Origin of the sequence: Pseudomonas sp. UC 17F4 (assembly GCF_900101695.1) — a bacterium.
GTDB lineage: Bacteria > Pseudomonadota > Gammaproteobacteria > Pseudomonadales > Pseudomonadaceae > Aquipseudomonas.
This window is the reverse complement of sequence record NZ_FNKV01000002.1, coordinates 207,648-221,521: the sequence shown is the minus strand read 5'-3', so window position 1 is coordinate 221,521 and position 13,874 is coordinate 207,648. Positions and strand designations below refer to the sequence as shown.

The 13,874-nt window shown below is 61.4% G+C and carries 11 protein-coding genes; 3 read left to right on the top strand and 8 right to left on the bottom strand.

Annotated elements, in window-relative coordinates:
* From cyoB to BLR26_RS26295, 3 genes are all read right to left on the bottom strand, one after another.
* Positions 1–2,019, bottom strand: a complete 2,019-nt coding sequence (gene cyoB, locus BLR26_RS26305) for a cytochrome o ubiquinol oxidase subunit I (RefSeq protein ID WP_045196135.1) — start codon at positions 2,017–2,019, stop codon at positions 1–3.
* A 3-nt stretch (positions 2,020–2,022) separates the two neighbouring features.
* Entirely contained in the window at positions 2,023–2,967 is a 945-nt protein-coding gene (gene cyoA / locus BLR26_RS26300; protein WP_045196132.1) for a ubiquinol oxidase subunit II, read from the bottom strand.
* 565 nt (positions 2,968–3,532) lie between these two features.
* Positions 3,533–4,039: a disulfide bond formation protein B gene (locus BLR26_RS26295; protein WP_045196130.1), complete on the bottom strand. Its 507-nt coding sequence runs from the start codon at positions 4,037–4,039 to the stop codon at positions 3,533–3,535.
* 226 nt (positions 4,040–4,265) lie between these two features.
* Between BLR26_RS26295 and BLR26_RS26290 the strand changes: the two genes are divergently transcribed.
* Positions 4,266–4,529 carry a YebG family protein gene (locus BLR26_RS26290; protein WP_045196128.1) on the top strand — a complete coding sequence of 88 codons (264 nt, stop codon included), beginning with the start codon at positions 4,266–4,268 and terminating at the stop codon, positions 4,527–4,529.
* Between the two features lie 7 nt (positions 4,530–4,536).
* Here BLR26_RS26290 and BLR26_RS26285 read toward each other — a convergent pair whose 3' ends face one another.
* Entirely contained in the window at positions 4,537–5,556 is a 1,020-nt protein-coding gene (locus BLR26_RS26285) for a Leu/Phe/Val dehydrogenase (protein WP_045196126.1), read from the bottom strand.
* A gap of 125 nt (positions 5,557–5,681) precedes the next feature.
* Between BLR26_RS26285 and BLR26_RS26280 the strand changes: the two genes are divergently transcribed.
* Positions 5,682–6,488, top strand: coding sequence for a SirB1 family protein (locus tag BLR26_RS26280; protein WP_093388025.1), 807 nt, complete (start codon positions 5,682–5,684; stop codon positions 6,486–6,488).
* A 28-nt stretch (positions 6,489–6,516) separates the two neighbouring features.
* On the opposite strand, the gene maiA is transcribed toward BLR26_RS26280, so the two are convergent.
* The 3 genes from maiA to hmgA are packed head-to-tail and all read right to left on the bottom strand — an operon-like array spanning position 6,517 to position 9,753.
* The gene (maiA, locus tag BLR26_RS26275; RefSeq protein WP_093388023.1) at positions 6,517–7,143 is read right to left on the bottom strand and encodes a maleylacetoacetate isomerase; all 627 of its coding nucleotides are present in this window, start codon (positions 7,141–7,143) and stop codon (positions 6,517–6,519) included.
* A 12-nt stretch (positions 7,144–7,155) separates the two neighbouring features.
* Positions 7,156–8,448 carry a fumarylacetoacetase gene (fahA, locus tag BLR26_RS26270; RefSeq protein WP_093388021.1) on the bottom strand — a complete coding sequence of 431 codons (1,293 nt, stop codon included), beginning with the start codon at positions 8,446–8,448 and terminating at the stop codon, positions 7,156–7,158.
* Positions 8,449–8,451: 3 nt separating this feature from the next.
* The gene (hmgA, locus tag BLR26_RS26265) at positions 8,452–9,753 is read right to left on the bottom strand and encodes a homogentisate 1,2-dioxygenase (RefSeq protein WP_045196118.1); all 1,302 of its coding nucleotides are present in this window, start codon (positions 9,751–9,753) and stop codon (positions 8,452–8,454) included.
* Between the two features lie 173 nt (positions 9,754–9,926).
* Here hmgA and BLR26_RS26260 point away from each other — a divergent pair, with 173 nt between their 5' ends.
* Positions 9,927–10,706, top strand: coding sequence for an IclR family transcriptional regulator (locus tag BLR26_RS26260; protein WP_093388018.1), 780 nt, complete (start codon positions 9,927–9,929; stop codon positions 10,704–10,706).
* 10 nt (positions 10,707–10,716) lie between these two features.
* On the opposite strand, the gene BLR26_RS26255 is transcribed toward BLR26_RS26260, so the two are convergent.
* Complete coding sequence (locus BLR26_RS26255) at positions 10,717–13,773, bottom strand: hypothetical protein (RefSeq protein ID WP_093388015.1); 3,057 nt, start codon at positions 13,771–13,773, stop codon at positions 10,717–10,719.
* Positions 13,774–13,874 lie beyond the last annotated feature (101 nt).

Below are 13,874 nucleotides of genomic sequence, written 5' to 3'. Positions count from 1 at the left end.
TTAAACCCGTTCAAACGATTCGACACGTGCGCCAACCGGGGTACCGGTAGCCAGGCCCAGGGACTTCATGCGCTCACCTTCGATGCGCGCCACTTCCTCGGCTGGAACCATGTAACCCTGGTCGTCACGAGCAGCGTGGGCGACGAAGACCGCGATGGTACCGATCAGGCTTGCGCCGACCAGCCACCAGATGTGCCAGATGAAGGCGAAACCGAACACGGTCAGCAAGGCACCCATGAACACACCGGTAGAGGTGTTGTTCGGCATGTGGATCGCTTCGTACTTGGCTGGAACCTTGTAGGCAACACCGGCTTCCTTGGCTTCGTGCCAGGCATCCAGGCCGACTTTCTCAGGCATGGTGGCGAAGTTGTAGAACGGTGGTGGCGACGAAGTCGACCATTCCAGGGTACGGCCGCCCCATGGGTCGCCGGTCACGTCCATGTTGTCCTTGCGGTCGCGGATCGACACGTACAGCTGGATCAGCTGGCAAGCGATACCGAACAGGATCAGCACGGCGCCGACAACGGCTACGTACAGGTAGGGTTCCCACAGTGGGTTGTCGGAGTGGTTCAGACGACGGGTCATACCCATGAAGCCCAGTGCGTACAGCGGCATGAAGGCCACGTAGAAACCGGAGATCCAGAACCAGAAGGCAGCTTTGCCCCACTTCTCGTTCAGGGTGAAACCGAAGGCTTTCGGGAACCAGAAGGCGAAGCCGGCGATGTAGCCGAATACCGCACCACCGATGATCACGTTGTGGAAGTGAGCGATTACGAACAGGCTGTTGTGCAGAACGAAGTCAGCACCTGGAACAGCCAGCAGTACGCCGGTCATACCACCGATCGAGAAGGTCACCATGAAGCCCAGGGTCCACATGATCGGCGCGGTGAAACGCAGACGGCCCTGGTAGATCGTGAACAGCCAGTTGAACAGCTTCACCCCGGTTGGGATCGAGATCAGCATGGTCGCCAGACCGAAGAAGGTGTTGACGCTGGCGCCCGAACCCATGGTGAAGAAGTGGTGCAGCCATACCGCAAAGCCCAGTACCGCGATCGCGCCCGAAGCGTAGATCATCGACTTGTGGCCGAACAGGCGTTTGCCGGCGAAGGTCGAGGTGACTTCCGAGAACACGCCGAAGGCCGGCAGGATCAGGATGTAAACCTCAGGGTGACCCCAGGCCCAGAACAGGTTGACGTACATCATCGGGTTCCCACCAAGCTCGTTGGTGAAAATGTGGAAGTCCAGATAACGGTCAACGGTCAGCAGAGCCAGTGCAGCGGTCAGGATCGGGAACGAAGCGACGATCAGCACGTTAGCCCAGGTGCAGGTCCAGGTGAAGATCGGCATGTCCATCAGCTTCATGCCAGGCGCGCGCATTTTCAGCACGGTGGCGAGGAAGTTGACACCCGTTAGCGTCGTACCCAGGCCCGATAGCTGTAGCGCCCAGATGTAGTAGTCGACACCCACGCCAGGACTGTACTGGATACCCGCCAACGGTGGATATGCGACCCAGCCGGTCTTGGCGAACTCACCAACACCCAGCGAGACGTTGACCAGCACGACGCCGGACACCAGCAGCCAGAAGCTCAGGGAGTTGAGGAACGGGAAGGCAACGTCACGCGCACCGATCTGCAGAGGCAGGGCCAGGTTCATCAGGCCGGTGAAGAATGGCATTGCCATGAAGATGATCATGATCACACCGTGAGCGGTGAAGATCTGGTCATAGTGTTCGGGCGGCAGGTAGCCCTCGGATCCGCCGGTGGCCATGGCCAGCTGCGTGCGCATCATGATGGCGTCGGCAAAGCCGCGCAGCAGCATGATCATCGCGACGATGATGTACATCACCCCGATCTTCTTGTGGTCGACCGAAGTCAGCCACTCGGACCACAGGTAGGTCCACTTCTTGAAATAGGTGATAGCACCAACGAGCGCGAGACCGCCGAGCGCGATCATGGCAAGCGTCACCATGACTATCGGCTCGTGATACGGAATCGCATCCAGACTTAGTTTACCGAACATCTCTTACTCCTCTGCCCCAGCAGCTGAATGCATACTCACGTCCATCCCTTCGGTACCGGCCGCTTCTTTGCTCTGCTCTTGTTCGTGGACCGGCCGGCCGCGGTTCATGCCTTCGTACTTGTCGACGATGGACTGGAACTGCTCAGGCGAGGCCACGCTGTACAGCGCGACTGGATTGTTTTCGCTTGTTTTGGCCAATGCTGCGTATTCAGCGGCATCCAGCTTTTTAGGCGATTGCTTGACTTCGTTCACCCATGCTTCGAAATCGGCCTGGGAGGTGGCGGTTGCCTTGAACTTCATACCGGTGAAACCAGCACCGCTGTAGTTGGCGGAGATACCGTCGAACTCACCGTTCTCGTTGGCGATCAGGTGCAGTTTGGTGGTCATGCCAGCCATTGCGTAGATCTGCCCGCCCAGGCCCGGGATGAAGAAGGAGTTCATCACCGAATCCGAGGTCACGCGGAAGTTGACCGGAGTGTTGGCCGGGAAGACGATCTTGTTGACCGTGGCAATGCCTTGTTCCGGGTAGATGAACAGCCATTTCCAGTCCAGGGCGACCACGTCGATCTGCACCGGCTTCACGTCGGAAACCAGCGGACGATACGGGTCCAGCTCATGGGTGGTCTTGTAGGTCACGTAACCCAGGGCAATGATGATCAGCACCGGGATGGTCCAGACCGCCACTTCGATCTTGGTCGAGTGCGACCAGTCCGGGGTGTAGGTGGCTGCCTTGTTGGAAGCGCGGTACTTCCAGGCAAACGCCAGGGTCATGAAAATGACAGGAATCACCACCAGCAACATCAAGCCGGTAGCGATCAGGATAAGGTTCTTTTGCTCAATGCCGACCTGGCCCTTCGGGTCGAGCAGGGTCCAGTTGCACCCACTGAGTAAAAGCATGCCTAAAAAGGGCAGAATGCCAAACAGTCTGGGGTAACGCTTTTTACTCATCTCACGACCTCTAGAGCAGCTTGCTTCAATGCAATTTGTGTTTTGGTCGCCAACACTTCGTCCTGCCAAGCGTCAGCATTTATGGGATCGAATACGGTCATACCTTGAGGCCAGCTGCGGCGGCTCGGCATAAACCGGGTATTGCGGTGTTTATTATTTTGACTTCAGTAGGCAACAGGCCTGTGTTCAGACCAATTCCATTTGGTGCGGGAAATCACGGAGGGGAGTCAGCCCGGCATCGCCGCAGGCGATGCTCGTCAGAGTCAGCGAAAAGAGCCCTGGAGCTCCTTTAATCCTGCGACTCGCAAGCGGTGCCGAACGGAAATTGGGGGCGATTGTAGATAGGTAACCTATCGTTGACTATGACTTATTGAGCAACAGTCCTTTACCAATTGTGTAACAATCGCGCCCGAAAAATCAGTTTCGCGACAGTTTGTCGCACCCCTTTCAATACCCCTGGAACGCCCGTTCTACAAGGGTTAGAACTTGATCAGGATCAAGTTTGGTGCGACAAACTTTGCAAAGTTGATTGCACAACAGGCTTGCGTCAATACATGACTTTTGTCTAAGCCTGACGGCGGTTGCGGTAGATGCCCAGGGGTACCAGAACGGCGGTCAGTATAAAGGCTACCAGTGCCCATTGCGCCAGGGACAGGCCCATGACCGGCGGGTACGGCGTGGAACAGAAGCCATCGACCTGGAACACCAGCGGCAGCACCGAGGCCAGCGGCAGGCCGTCGACGATCGGTTGCAAGGTGTCGATGCCGCAGCTGACCGCCGGATTGGCGAGGATGTACACGTGGTTACCGGCAGCGGCGATGCCACCGATGGCGCTGAGCACCACCAGGCCTTCGAGCAGGGTCAGGCTGCGCTTGCCGGGCATGGCTGCGCCAATGAAGGCAAACACGGCGATCAGCAGCAACGCATAGCGCTGCAGGATGCAAAGCGGGCATGGCGCCTCGCCGAGCACGATCTGCATGTACAGCGCACCGCCGATCAGCGCCAGGCAGATCACCCCCAGCAGTACCAGAAAGCGCCGTTCCCGATTCAGGCGCGATGTTTGCTCGTTCATTGCTGTTCCTTCGTAGACTGGATGGCTCGACTGCCGATGCGCAATTCTACACGCTGAAGCAGACCATAGAGAGCGGCAAAAGTGCCGTCCCAGGCCCTGGTGAAGAATGGGCAACAGCAGAATACTGATTTGCCACTATCTTAGTCCTGTGGATTACCCTATCATTAACACTGTACAAATAAACAGTATCGAATACATCGATTACCAAAGGCATGTGAGGTGATGAATGGCCGTCGAAGTGGTATACCGCAGCAGCCGCGACCTGGAGCGCTTGTTCATGGATAAAGCCGAAGCAGACCGTCACGACAAGATGCTGGAGCTGGCCGAGCTGCTGGCCGAGGTCCTGAAAAAAGCCGTGCCGTCGCTGAGCGAACAGCAGGTCGAGGATGCCGGTATCTATATGGCGAAAAACCGTGACGTGTTCGCCAAGGCCTTCAAGAGCCAGCCCGACGCCCTGTCCGAGCTGCTCGCCGAGGGCGCCGCCGAGTAGGCGCCGTTCAGTTGTAGATCATCTGCTCGGCGAGCATCTGCGCCACTCGCGCCGGCGAGCGTTTTTCCGCCTGGGCGTGGGCGAACACTTCGGTCAGGCGCGAGGGAATGCGCGCCAGGTGCGCGGTAATGGTGCCCAGGTCCTCGCCACGGTGCTTGAGCGCCACATAGATCAACCCGCCGGCGTTGATCACGTAATCGGGCGCATACAAAATGCCGCGGCTTTCCAGCTGGTCGGCCACCTGCAGGGTGGTCAGCTGATTGTTCGCCGCCCCCGCCACCGCCGCACAGCGCAACTGCATCACGCTCTGGCCGGTGAGTATCGGCCCTACCCCGCACGGGGCAAAAATGTCGCAGGGCGTGCTGATCAACATTTCATTGGCCACCGGCCGGGCATTGAACTGCTCGATCGCCAGTTGCACCCGGCCCGGGTCATGGTCACTGACCAATAGCTCGGCGCCCGCGGCATGCAGCTGCTCGGCCAGGGCGTAGCCGACATTGCCCAAGCCCTGCACGGCGATGCGCAAGCCTTCGAGGTTGTCACTGCCCAGGCGCGCCATCGAGGTGGCGCGAATGCCGGCGAACACGCCCATGGCCGCATGGGGTGACGGATCACCGGCAGCGGTGGTGCTGGTGACGTGTTGGGTGGTCTGGGCGATGCAGTCCATGTCCAGGGTCGAGGTGCCGCTGTCCACGGCCGTGATGAAGCGCCCCTGCAGGGTTTCGACGAAGCGCCCGAACGCCTCGAACAAGGCCGCGCGGTTTTCCACATGGGGGTTGCGAATGATCACCGCCTTGCCGCCACCCAACGGCAACCCGGCCAGGGCGGCCTTGTAGCTCATGCCCTGGGCCAGGCGAATGGCGTCGACCATGGCGCTGTCGTCGTCCGGGTAAGCCAGGTAGCGACAGCCTCCCATGGCCGGGCCCAGGTGTTCGCTATGAATGGCGACCACTGCTTTGAGGCCGGTCGGCGGGTCGATGCACAGGTGCAGCGACTGCGTGCGAGTGCTTTGCATGAGAGCGAACATCGGCAGGCTCCTCGATGAGGTGCTGATCCCAGTATAGGTCGCGCTTTACACCCCGATGACAACACTCGGACCACTGGACGAAAGGCCGCGCCAGCGCTACAACAGAAGCTTGAGCGGAGGTTGTGATGAACCCACGTAGTGCCTGTCTGGCTTGCCTTGAACGTGACCCGGTCGCCTTGCTGGAGGCGGCGCTGTGGATCGCTGCCGAGCACGATGACAGCGTGGTGCCTGCGCGCGTCATGGCCGAGGTTCAGGCCCTGCAGCAGGAAGTCAGCACCGGGCTGCCGATGCTGCCGCTCAGCGAACTGGCCCAGCCGTTGTTACGCCGCCTCAACGCCCTGGGCTTCCAGCAGGACGAATACCACCCGCTGCGGCCCCAGGCGGCGCTGCTCGACAAAGTCATGCAACGCCGCCGCGGCCAGCCCCTGGCCTTGGCCCTGCTGAGCCTGGAACTGGCCCGCGGCCTGTCGATCCCTCTTGAGGGAGTGAACTTCCCCGGGCACTTTCTCTTGCGCGTGCCCGGTGCCGACCATCTGCTCGACCCCTGTGGCGGCCGACGCCTGTACCCGGCCGATTGCCGCGAGCTGCTTGGCCGTCAGTTCGGCCCGCAACTGGCCTTGAGCGCCGACCACCTGCTGACCGCCAGCCCGCTGCAGACGCTCCAGCGCCTGTCACGCAACCTGCGCCAGCTGCACGCCAGCCACGACGATCATCTCGAAGCCCTGAAGGACGCTGAACGGGTGTTGCAGCTAGGCCCTGGCACTGCCGCCGACTACATGGCCCGCGCCACCCTGTATCAGCACCTGGAGTGCCCCCAGGCCGAACGCTTCGACCTGGAGCACGCCTTGCTGCTCAGCGACGATCCAATCCAGCGCTTGCGCCTGACGGAACGCCTGAGCCATCTGCCGCCAGCGTCGCAATCGGTGCACTGACATTCTGCTCCGGGCTGAGCAGCATGATTTATGGTGCGTCGGGCTGCCTCGACGGATGAGCCTGGGCAAACGCCGAATGCGCCTCGGCCAGGGCCGCGACCCGGCGAATGCGCGGGAAGCCACTGAGGTCGATATTGAAGCGCTCGGCGGCGTACAACTGCGGAACAAGGTAGACGTCGGCCAGCCCCGGCTCGTCGCCAAAGCAGAAGCCCTGGTCACCGATCAACTGCTCGACCGCGGCAAGGCCCTGGCTGATCCAGTGGCCGATCCACTGGTTGACCTGGGCGTCGTCATGACCCAGGCCGCGCAGCTGATTGAGCACGCTGACGTTGTGCAGGGGGTGGATGTCGCAGCCGATCAGCGCCGCCACGCCACGCACCTGGGCCCGGCGCAGCGGGTCCTGGGGCAACAGCGCGGGTTGTGGATAAACTTCTTCCAGGTACTCGATGATCGCCGGCGACTGCACCAGCAGCTCACCGGAGTCGATCTTCAGCGCCGGCACTCGCCCTTGCGGGTTGAGGGCCAGGAACTGTGCTTCGCGCTGTTCGCCCTTGAGCAGGTTGACCGGCACCTGCTGGACCTCCAGCTGCTTGAGCGCCAGGGCAATGCGCACCCGGTAGGATGAGGTCGAGCGGTAGTAACCAAAGAGTTCCATGGCCCTGCCCTCTCAGTGCGCCGGCAGGATCTTGCCGCGGCACTCGCCGAAGCCGATCGAGGCTACGCCGTCGCGCTTGCAACGGGCACGCAGGATGATTTCGTCGCCGTCCTCAAGGAACTTGCGCACCTCGCCCGAGGCCAGTTCGACCGGTTCCTTGCCGCCCTGGGTGATTTCCAGCAGGCTGCCGAACTGGCCAGGCTGGGCACCGGACAGGGTGCCGGAGCCGAACAGGTCGCCCGGCTGCAACTGGCAACCGTTGACGCTGTGGTGGGCAACCATCTGCGCCACGGTCCAGTACATGCTCAAGGTGTTGCTCAGGGTCAGGCGATGGGCTGGCAGGTTCTGCTCGCGCATGCGCTCGGTCAGCAGCAGCACTTCCAGCTCGATATCAAAAGCGCCATTGGCCTGGTCGCGTTTGTCCAGCAGGTACGACAGCGGCTGCGGATCACCTTCCGGGCGCGCCGGCTGGGCGCAGCGGAACGGCTCCAGGGCTTCGGCAGTGACTACCCACGGCGAAACGGTGGAAATGAAGCTCTTGGACAGGAACGGCCCCAGCGGCTGGTATTCCCAGGCCTGGATATCACGCGCCGACCAGTCGTTGAGCAGGCAGAAACCGGCGATGTGCTCGGCGGCTTCGGCCACCGGAATCGAATCGCCCATGTCGTTGCCCTGGCCGATCCAGATACCCAGTTCCAACTCGTAGTCCAGACGCGCGCACGGGCCGAAGCTTGGTTCGCTCTGGCCAGCAGGCAGGGTCTGGCCTTTTGGCCGGCGCACGTCGGTGCCCGAGGGGCGGATGGTCGAGGCGCGGCCGTGGTAACCGATCGGCACATATTTATAGTTGGGCAGCAGCGGGTTGTCGGGGCGGAACAGCTTGCCGACGTTCTTGGCGTGCTCGATGCCGACATAGAAGTCGGTGTAGTCGCCGATGCGCGCCGGCAGGTGCAACTGGCATTCGCTGGCCGCATGCAGCAGCGGCTTGAGCGCGGCCTGGTGCTCGCTGTGCTCGCCTAGCAGTTGCAGCAGGCGCTCGCGCAGGGCCACCCGGGCGCCACGACCAAGGGCGAAGAAAGCGTTCAGCGCACCACCACGGGTGGCCTCGACTGCGGCGCGGGCCTGGCCGTCGAACAGGCCGGCGGCCAGCACTGCTTCGAGGTCGAGGATGGCATCACCGATGGCCACGCCACAGCGCGGCGCCTGGTCCTTGCGGCTGAAGATGCCCAGCGGCAGGTTCTGCAGCGGGAAGTCGCCGTGGCCGTTGGCGTGTTCTACCCAACTGCGGGCAAGGGCGGACTGATTCATTGGTTATCTCCGATTCGGGGTAAAGGTGCTCGGCAACGAGGCCCAGCAACTATCGTAGTCGGCCTGCAATTGCGGGCATTCGAGCGCATGACGGCTCGGGCGCAGCACCTGGCTGGTCTCGAACATGAAGGCCATGGTGTTGTCGATCTTGTTCGGTGCCAGCTCTACGGCGATAGCCTTGCTGCAGGTCTCGGCATCCGGGCCGTGGGCGCTCATGCAGCTGTGCAGCGAGGCACCGCCGGGCAGGAAGCCTTCGGCCTTGGCGTCGTACTCGCCCTTGATCAGGCCCATGAACTCGTTCATCAGGTTGCGATGGAACCACGGTGGACGGAAGGTGTTCTCGGCCACCATCCAGCGCGGCGGGAAGATCACGAAGTCGAGGTTGGCCATGCCCGGTACGCTGGTCGGCGAGGTCAGCACGGTGAAGATCGAAGGGTCCGGGTGGTCGAAGCTGACCGTGCCGATGGTGTTGAAGCGGCGCAGGTCATATTTGTACGGCACGTTGTTGCCGTGCCAGGCGACTACGTCCAGGGGCGAATGATTGAGCTGGCAGCCCCACAGTTCGCCGAGGAACTTCTGCACCAGCTGCACCGGGGCGTCGGTTTCTTCGTAATGGGCCACCGGCGCGAGGAAATCGCGCGGGTTGGCCAGGCCATTGCTGCCAATCGGCCCCAGGTCCGGGATGCGCAGCGGCGCACCGTGGTTCTCGGCCAGATAGCCACGGGCCTTGCCGTCGAGCAGTTCGACGCGAAACTTCAGGCCACGGGGCAACACGGCGATCTCCAGCGGCTCGACTTCCAGCACGCCCAGCTCGGTGACGATGCGCAGGCGACCTTGCTCAGGCACCAGCAGCAGTTCGCCATCAGCGTTGAAGAACACCCGCTCCATGGAGCGATTGGCGCAGTAGGTATAGATGCTGATGCCGGCCGGTTTCTCGCCTGCCGAGTTGGCCGCCATGGCCACCCAGCCGTCGATGAAGTCGGTTGCCTCGCTCGGCATCGGTTGCGGGCTCCAGCGCAGGCGGTTGGGCGTCACCGGGCCCAGCGGGCCACCGGCCAGTTGACGCTGCAGGCGCTCGAAGCGCGGGTGCAGGGCCGAAGGGCGAATGCGGTACAGCCAGGTGCGGCGCTGTTCGTTGCGGGCCATGGTGAAGGCAGTGCCGGAAAACAGTTCGGCATACAGGCCATACGGGGCTTTTTGCGGCGAGTTCTGCCCGACCGGCAGCGCGCCAGGCAAGGCTTCGCTGGCGAATTCGTTGCCGAAACCGCTCTGGTAGCCAAGGACGGGGGTGTTATCGAGGTTCATCGAGCCTCCGGGCCCAGTGCAGGCCGGTCAATGGCAGTTGGCTGCGGGCCTTGAAGGAATGGCAGCGCTTCTGCGTTATTTTTATCGTAATTACATTACGCATAACGTAATTTGATTGGTGAAGACCGTCAAGCTATAAAGACGCCCATCTAACTCCCCGGATCGACTCCCCCATGGCCAAAGCCAGCTCCCCCGCCGACAGCTCCGGCAAACAGAAGGTCCGCTCGGCCGAGGTCGGCACCGACATCCTCAAGGCTCTGGCCCAGTTATCGCCGTCCACCTCGCTGTCGCGCCTGGCCGAGCACGTCGACATGCCGGCGAGCAAGGTCCACCGCTACCTGCAGGCCTTGATCGCCAGCGGCTTTGCCGAGCAGAACCCGGCCACCAACCATTACGGCCTCGGTCGCGAAGCCCTGCGCGTGGGCCTGGCCGCGCTTGGCGGGATGGATGTATTGAAAGAGGCGGCGCTGCCGCTGTCGCAACTGCGCGACGAGCTCAACGAAAGCTGCTTCATCGCCGTGTGGGGCAACCAGGGCGCCACCGTGGTCAACATCGAGCCGGCGGTGCGCGCGGTTACCGTGGTCACCCAGATCGGTTCGGTGCTGCCCTTGCTGACGTCCTCCACTGGCCTGGTGTTCGGCGCTTACCTGCCAGAACGTGAAACCATCGAGCTGCGCGAGCAAGAGCTGGCCGCATCAGGTCACAGTGCCGACGAATACCAGGCATTGTTTGCGACCATCCGCCAACGCGGCCTGCATCATGTGCATGGCCTGCTGATGCCCGGAGTCGATGCGCTTTCCGCTCCTGTGTTCAACGCCGTGGGCAAGATTGCCGCAGTGCTGACCGTGGTCGGCCCGACCTCGATTTTCCACGCGGATGAACAGGGCCCCGCTGCGCAACAACTGCTGGCCACCGCCAGGACCATCAGTTGGCGCATGGGGCATGAAGCCTGAGCCAGTCTCGTCAGGCAGGAACCGTTCGCTCCAGGTACTTGAGGAACAAGGTGAGTTCATCGTCCAACGCCTCACCGACGCTGGAGACTGTTTCCGAACCCGCCTTGCCAAAGTCGGCGACCAGCTTTTTCAGCAGCTCGGTGGTCGGCGAGCCGGGACCCTTGGACAGCTTCGATAACGCTCTGGCGAAGCGCCCTGCCACGCCGGAAATCGACACGACCCCCACAGCCGTGACAACAAACCACTTCAAGGCTGAAGCCCGATCGCCATCCTCGTAGGCCAGCGCACCTTGCACGAACGAGCGCAGGGTCAGCACCACGTTCAGCGCCAGGGTGGCCGGTGGAAAGGGAATCGAAAGAATCGCCGCAACGCCGATGGCGACCTCGAAGAGGATGCCCCAGATTCGTTCGGCCACACTGGTGGTGTCGGCGTCCACATCGGCAATGATCCGCTCGACCATCACGTCGAATTCATAGGCAAGATCGGTCACGCGCTTATAGTCGCTGATCGCCTCGAAGACCATTGCCTGACCATCAGCTGCTCGTTCAACACTGTCGATCAGGCTGCCGATGGCCGGCTGATCATCGATGCTCACGCGCAGGTAGAAATAGTCCTGCAGCGCTTCCCATTGAAGCGCCAACGCTTGCGGCGTACGGAAGATCAGGTCATCCGGCGCATCGGGGGTGTAGACAAGATCTTCGACAACGCTTTGCGATACGTTCCTGAACAGGTACACACCCTCGACCCTTCGGCCCCTCAGGGCCAGCTGGAACAGACCGTTCTTGCCAGAGGTCCGCTCACCGCCAACGACCGCGGGCTCCAGATCAACCAGCTTGTCGACAGCAATGCCCAGCCACCCGCTCTGCTCGGACGTCAGGCGCCCCGCCATGCTTTCACTCAGCCAGGCGCGGCGGACCTGCAAACGCAGCAGCTCGCGGTGAAGCAGGCGACGGCGCTTGTACTGTGGCTCAACGGGGTCGAGCAGGCGCCGGCGAATCATCTGGATGTAGCGCTCACCCAGCCTGGCAGATCGAATGTAGCCATCGACAGAGGGACGATCGAGTCGCGACAGGTCCTGGCCGATGGTGGAGGTGATTCTGGCAAAGTCGGCGAAGTTGAAACTGCTGTCGTAACCTTCAATGACCGTGCGGGTGAGCGTCTTTATGCCACCGTCCTCAAGCTCCACCAGTACGGTATCAGGGTCTATATCAGACGCAGGTAGAAGCTTCTTGATCCAGTCCTGCACCTGGCGATGGGCGTATTTGGCAAAGGGCTCGATGGTGTTGAGCTGTTGGTAGGCGTCCTGGATCGCACCCAGTTGAGCATCAACATGGCTCAGTTGCTGGCGTTGAACTCGGGATGCATCGATGAACCACTGAGGCGTGGCCAATTGCTGTTGGTCAAGTAACGCCGAGACCTTCCTGAAAGCAACTTGCGACAACACCCTCGGCCAGCTCGCATCGGGCCAGCGCTCCAGTGCCACTGTTTGTCGGGACCAGGTGCCCGGCAATTTTTGCGTCTGCTTGAGAAACCGACTGAAGCTCATCCTGGCGTTGACTGGCACTTGGCCAAGCAGATAGGTTTGCCCCTGGTCGGTCAGGGCCCACCGGGCAATTTCCAGGCTGAGCTGCCCCACATTGCTGAACACCCGCAGATCCGCTTCCGGCGCGCCAGGGGCATAGAGCAGGAAACGATGATCGTCCTGCGAGCCAAAACTCAGGTAGAGCATATCCTTGAACGCCAACTGCAAGGGCTCAAGGATCACCGCACCCGCGTCGATCCCAAGCGCAGCCAGGGCGCCGGTATGGTTGCGAGCAGCTTCCAGAGCGTCGCAAGCCTCCCGGTCGAACCCTTGGTAGCGCGCGGCCAGGGCGCTCAAGGCCAACCGTGCATTGACCACGTCGCTCATCAGTTGAGGGCCAGAGCCTTCAAGGTAGGAAGACTGCAGCGCTTGCGGATAACTCTGGCGCACCTCAAGTTCATCAATCATTCGTTGAATGACATCCGGTGTCAGCCGCGCCGCCAACGTGTCATCGATGACGTGGGCCTGAAACTCACTGCCGGGGTAACCACCGGACAACACCCACTGCACCAGCGTCATCTCGCGCTCACCCTGTATCGTTTCACCCTCGACGTCCAGTGCATGCCTGACTCGAACGCGCAGTAGCCCGGCATCTGTCTCGACACCCAAGGCCTGCAACAGGTAAGCGGCGATCTGCGCAGCGGCATAGTCCTCAACGCTGGCCCTACCTTGCAGGTGTTCATCGACCCGTTGCTGGCACAAAGCAACAGCGCCTTCGCGCAACTCGAAGGCGGTACGTTGTTCACCCTCAAGAACACGTAACCATTCAGGCAATTGAGCGTGGCGGTGCTGCCTGAGCCGGGTTGCGAGACGTTGTTGCAGCAGAGCGTGGGCAGGAACCCCGCGCAGGGCTTGGCGGACATCGTCTACCTGTTGTCGAAACGGACTATCGCTCAGCGATACCAGGCTCAATAGCGGCGTGTGGCCTTGCGCAAGTAGCTGTTTTATTCCGTGCGGCAACGGCTGCACCAAGGGATCCTTGGCAGCCGGTGCGCACAGGCGCAGCATCATTCTGTCGATGAATCGCCGCGCATCCCCCTGCTCTTGCAACCCCTCCTGCAGGCTGTAAAACCAGAGTTTGCTGGTGGATGACGGGGCGAACGACTCGCTGATGACAAACGCCAACGGCAACATCGCCGTCTGTCCCTGAATATCGAGGGTCAGAATGCGAACGTGCTCATCGGGATCGAAAATCTGCCCCTCCAGCGCTGCCATTTCCGGCTGCTGCCAGGGATGGCGCAAAGCAAAGTAGCGCAGATCGAAAAAAAACAATTTCGACAGGTGCACAAACAGGCTCAGCGGCTTAGTACCCGGCTTGCGTGCCCTCTCCCAGAAACTGATCAGCGCCGCATCCTGCAGCGTTGCCACCGACTCAAGCTGGCGCTGGATTTCAAAAGTGCTGCTGGTCATTTCCAGCAGCAGTGTCTCCAGAGTACTGTCGTCGTAGCTCAACGCGGGTGTGTCAAGCGAACGGGTCGATTCCATATGCTGATGTCCGTTGGTGGTTGATAGTCATAACGCGACTAATTGACTTGCCCACCTTCAGGGAAATTTCAGCGAAACCCGTCCCGGTTGCTATCTCTGGA

Coding starts and splice junctions, on each gene's coding strand:
- cyoB (WP_045196135.1), bottom strand. CDS start 2,019: ATGTTCGGTAAACTAAGTCTGGATGCGATTCCGTATCACGAGCCGATA.
- cyoA (WP_045196132.1), bottom strand. CDS start 2,967: ATGAGTAAAAAGCGTTACCCCAGACTGTTTGGCATTCTGCCCTTTTTA.
- BLR26_RS26295 (WP_045196130.1), bottom strand. CDS start 4,039: ATGAACGAGCAAACATCGCGCCTGAATCGGGAACGGCGCTTTCTGGTA.
- BLR26_RS26290 (WP_045196128.1), top strand. CDS start 4,266: ATGGCCGTCGAAGTGGTATACCGCAGCAGCCGCGACCTGGAGCGCTTG.
- BLR26_RS26285 (WP_045196126.1), bottom strand. CDS start 5,556: ATGTTCGCTCTCATGCAAAGCACTCGCACGCAGTCGCTGCACCTGTGC.
- BLR26_RS26280 (WP_093388025.1), top strand. CDS start 5,682: ATGAACCCACGTAGTGCCTGTCTGGCTTGCCTTGAACGTGACCCGGTC.
- maiA (WP_093388023.1), bottom strand. CDS start 7,143: ATGGAACTCTTTGGTTACTACCGCTCGACCTCATCCTACCGGGTGCGC.
- fahA (WP_093388021.1), bottom strand. CDS start 8,448: ATGAATCAGTCCGCCCTTGCCCGCAGTTGGGTAGAACACGCCAACGGC.
- hmgA (WP_045196118.1), bottom strand. CDS start 9,753: ATGAACCTCGATAACACCCCCGTCCTTGGCTACCAGAGCGGTTTCGGC.
- BLR26_RS26260 (WP_093388018.1), top strand. CDS start 9,927: ATGGCCAAAGCCAGCTCCCCCGCCGACAGCTCCGGCAAACAGAAGGTC.
- BLR26_RS26255 (WP_093388015.1), bottom strand. CDS start 13,773: ATGGAATCGACCCGTTCGCTTGACACACCCGCGTTGAGCTACGACGAC.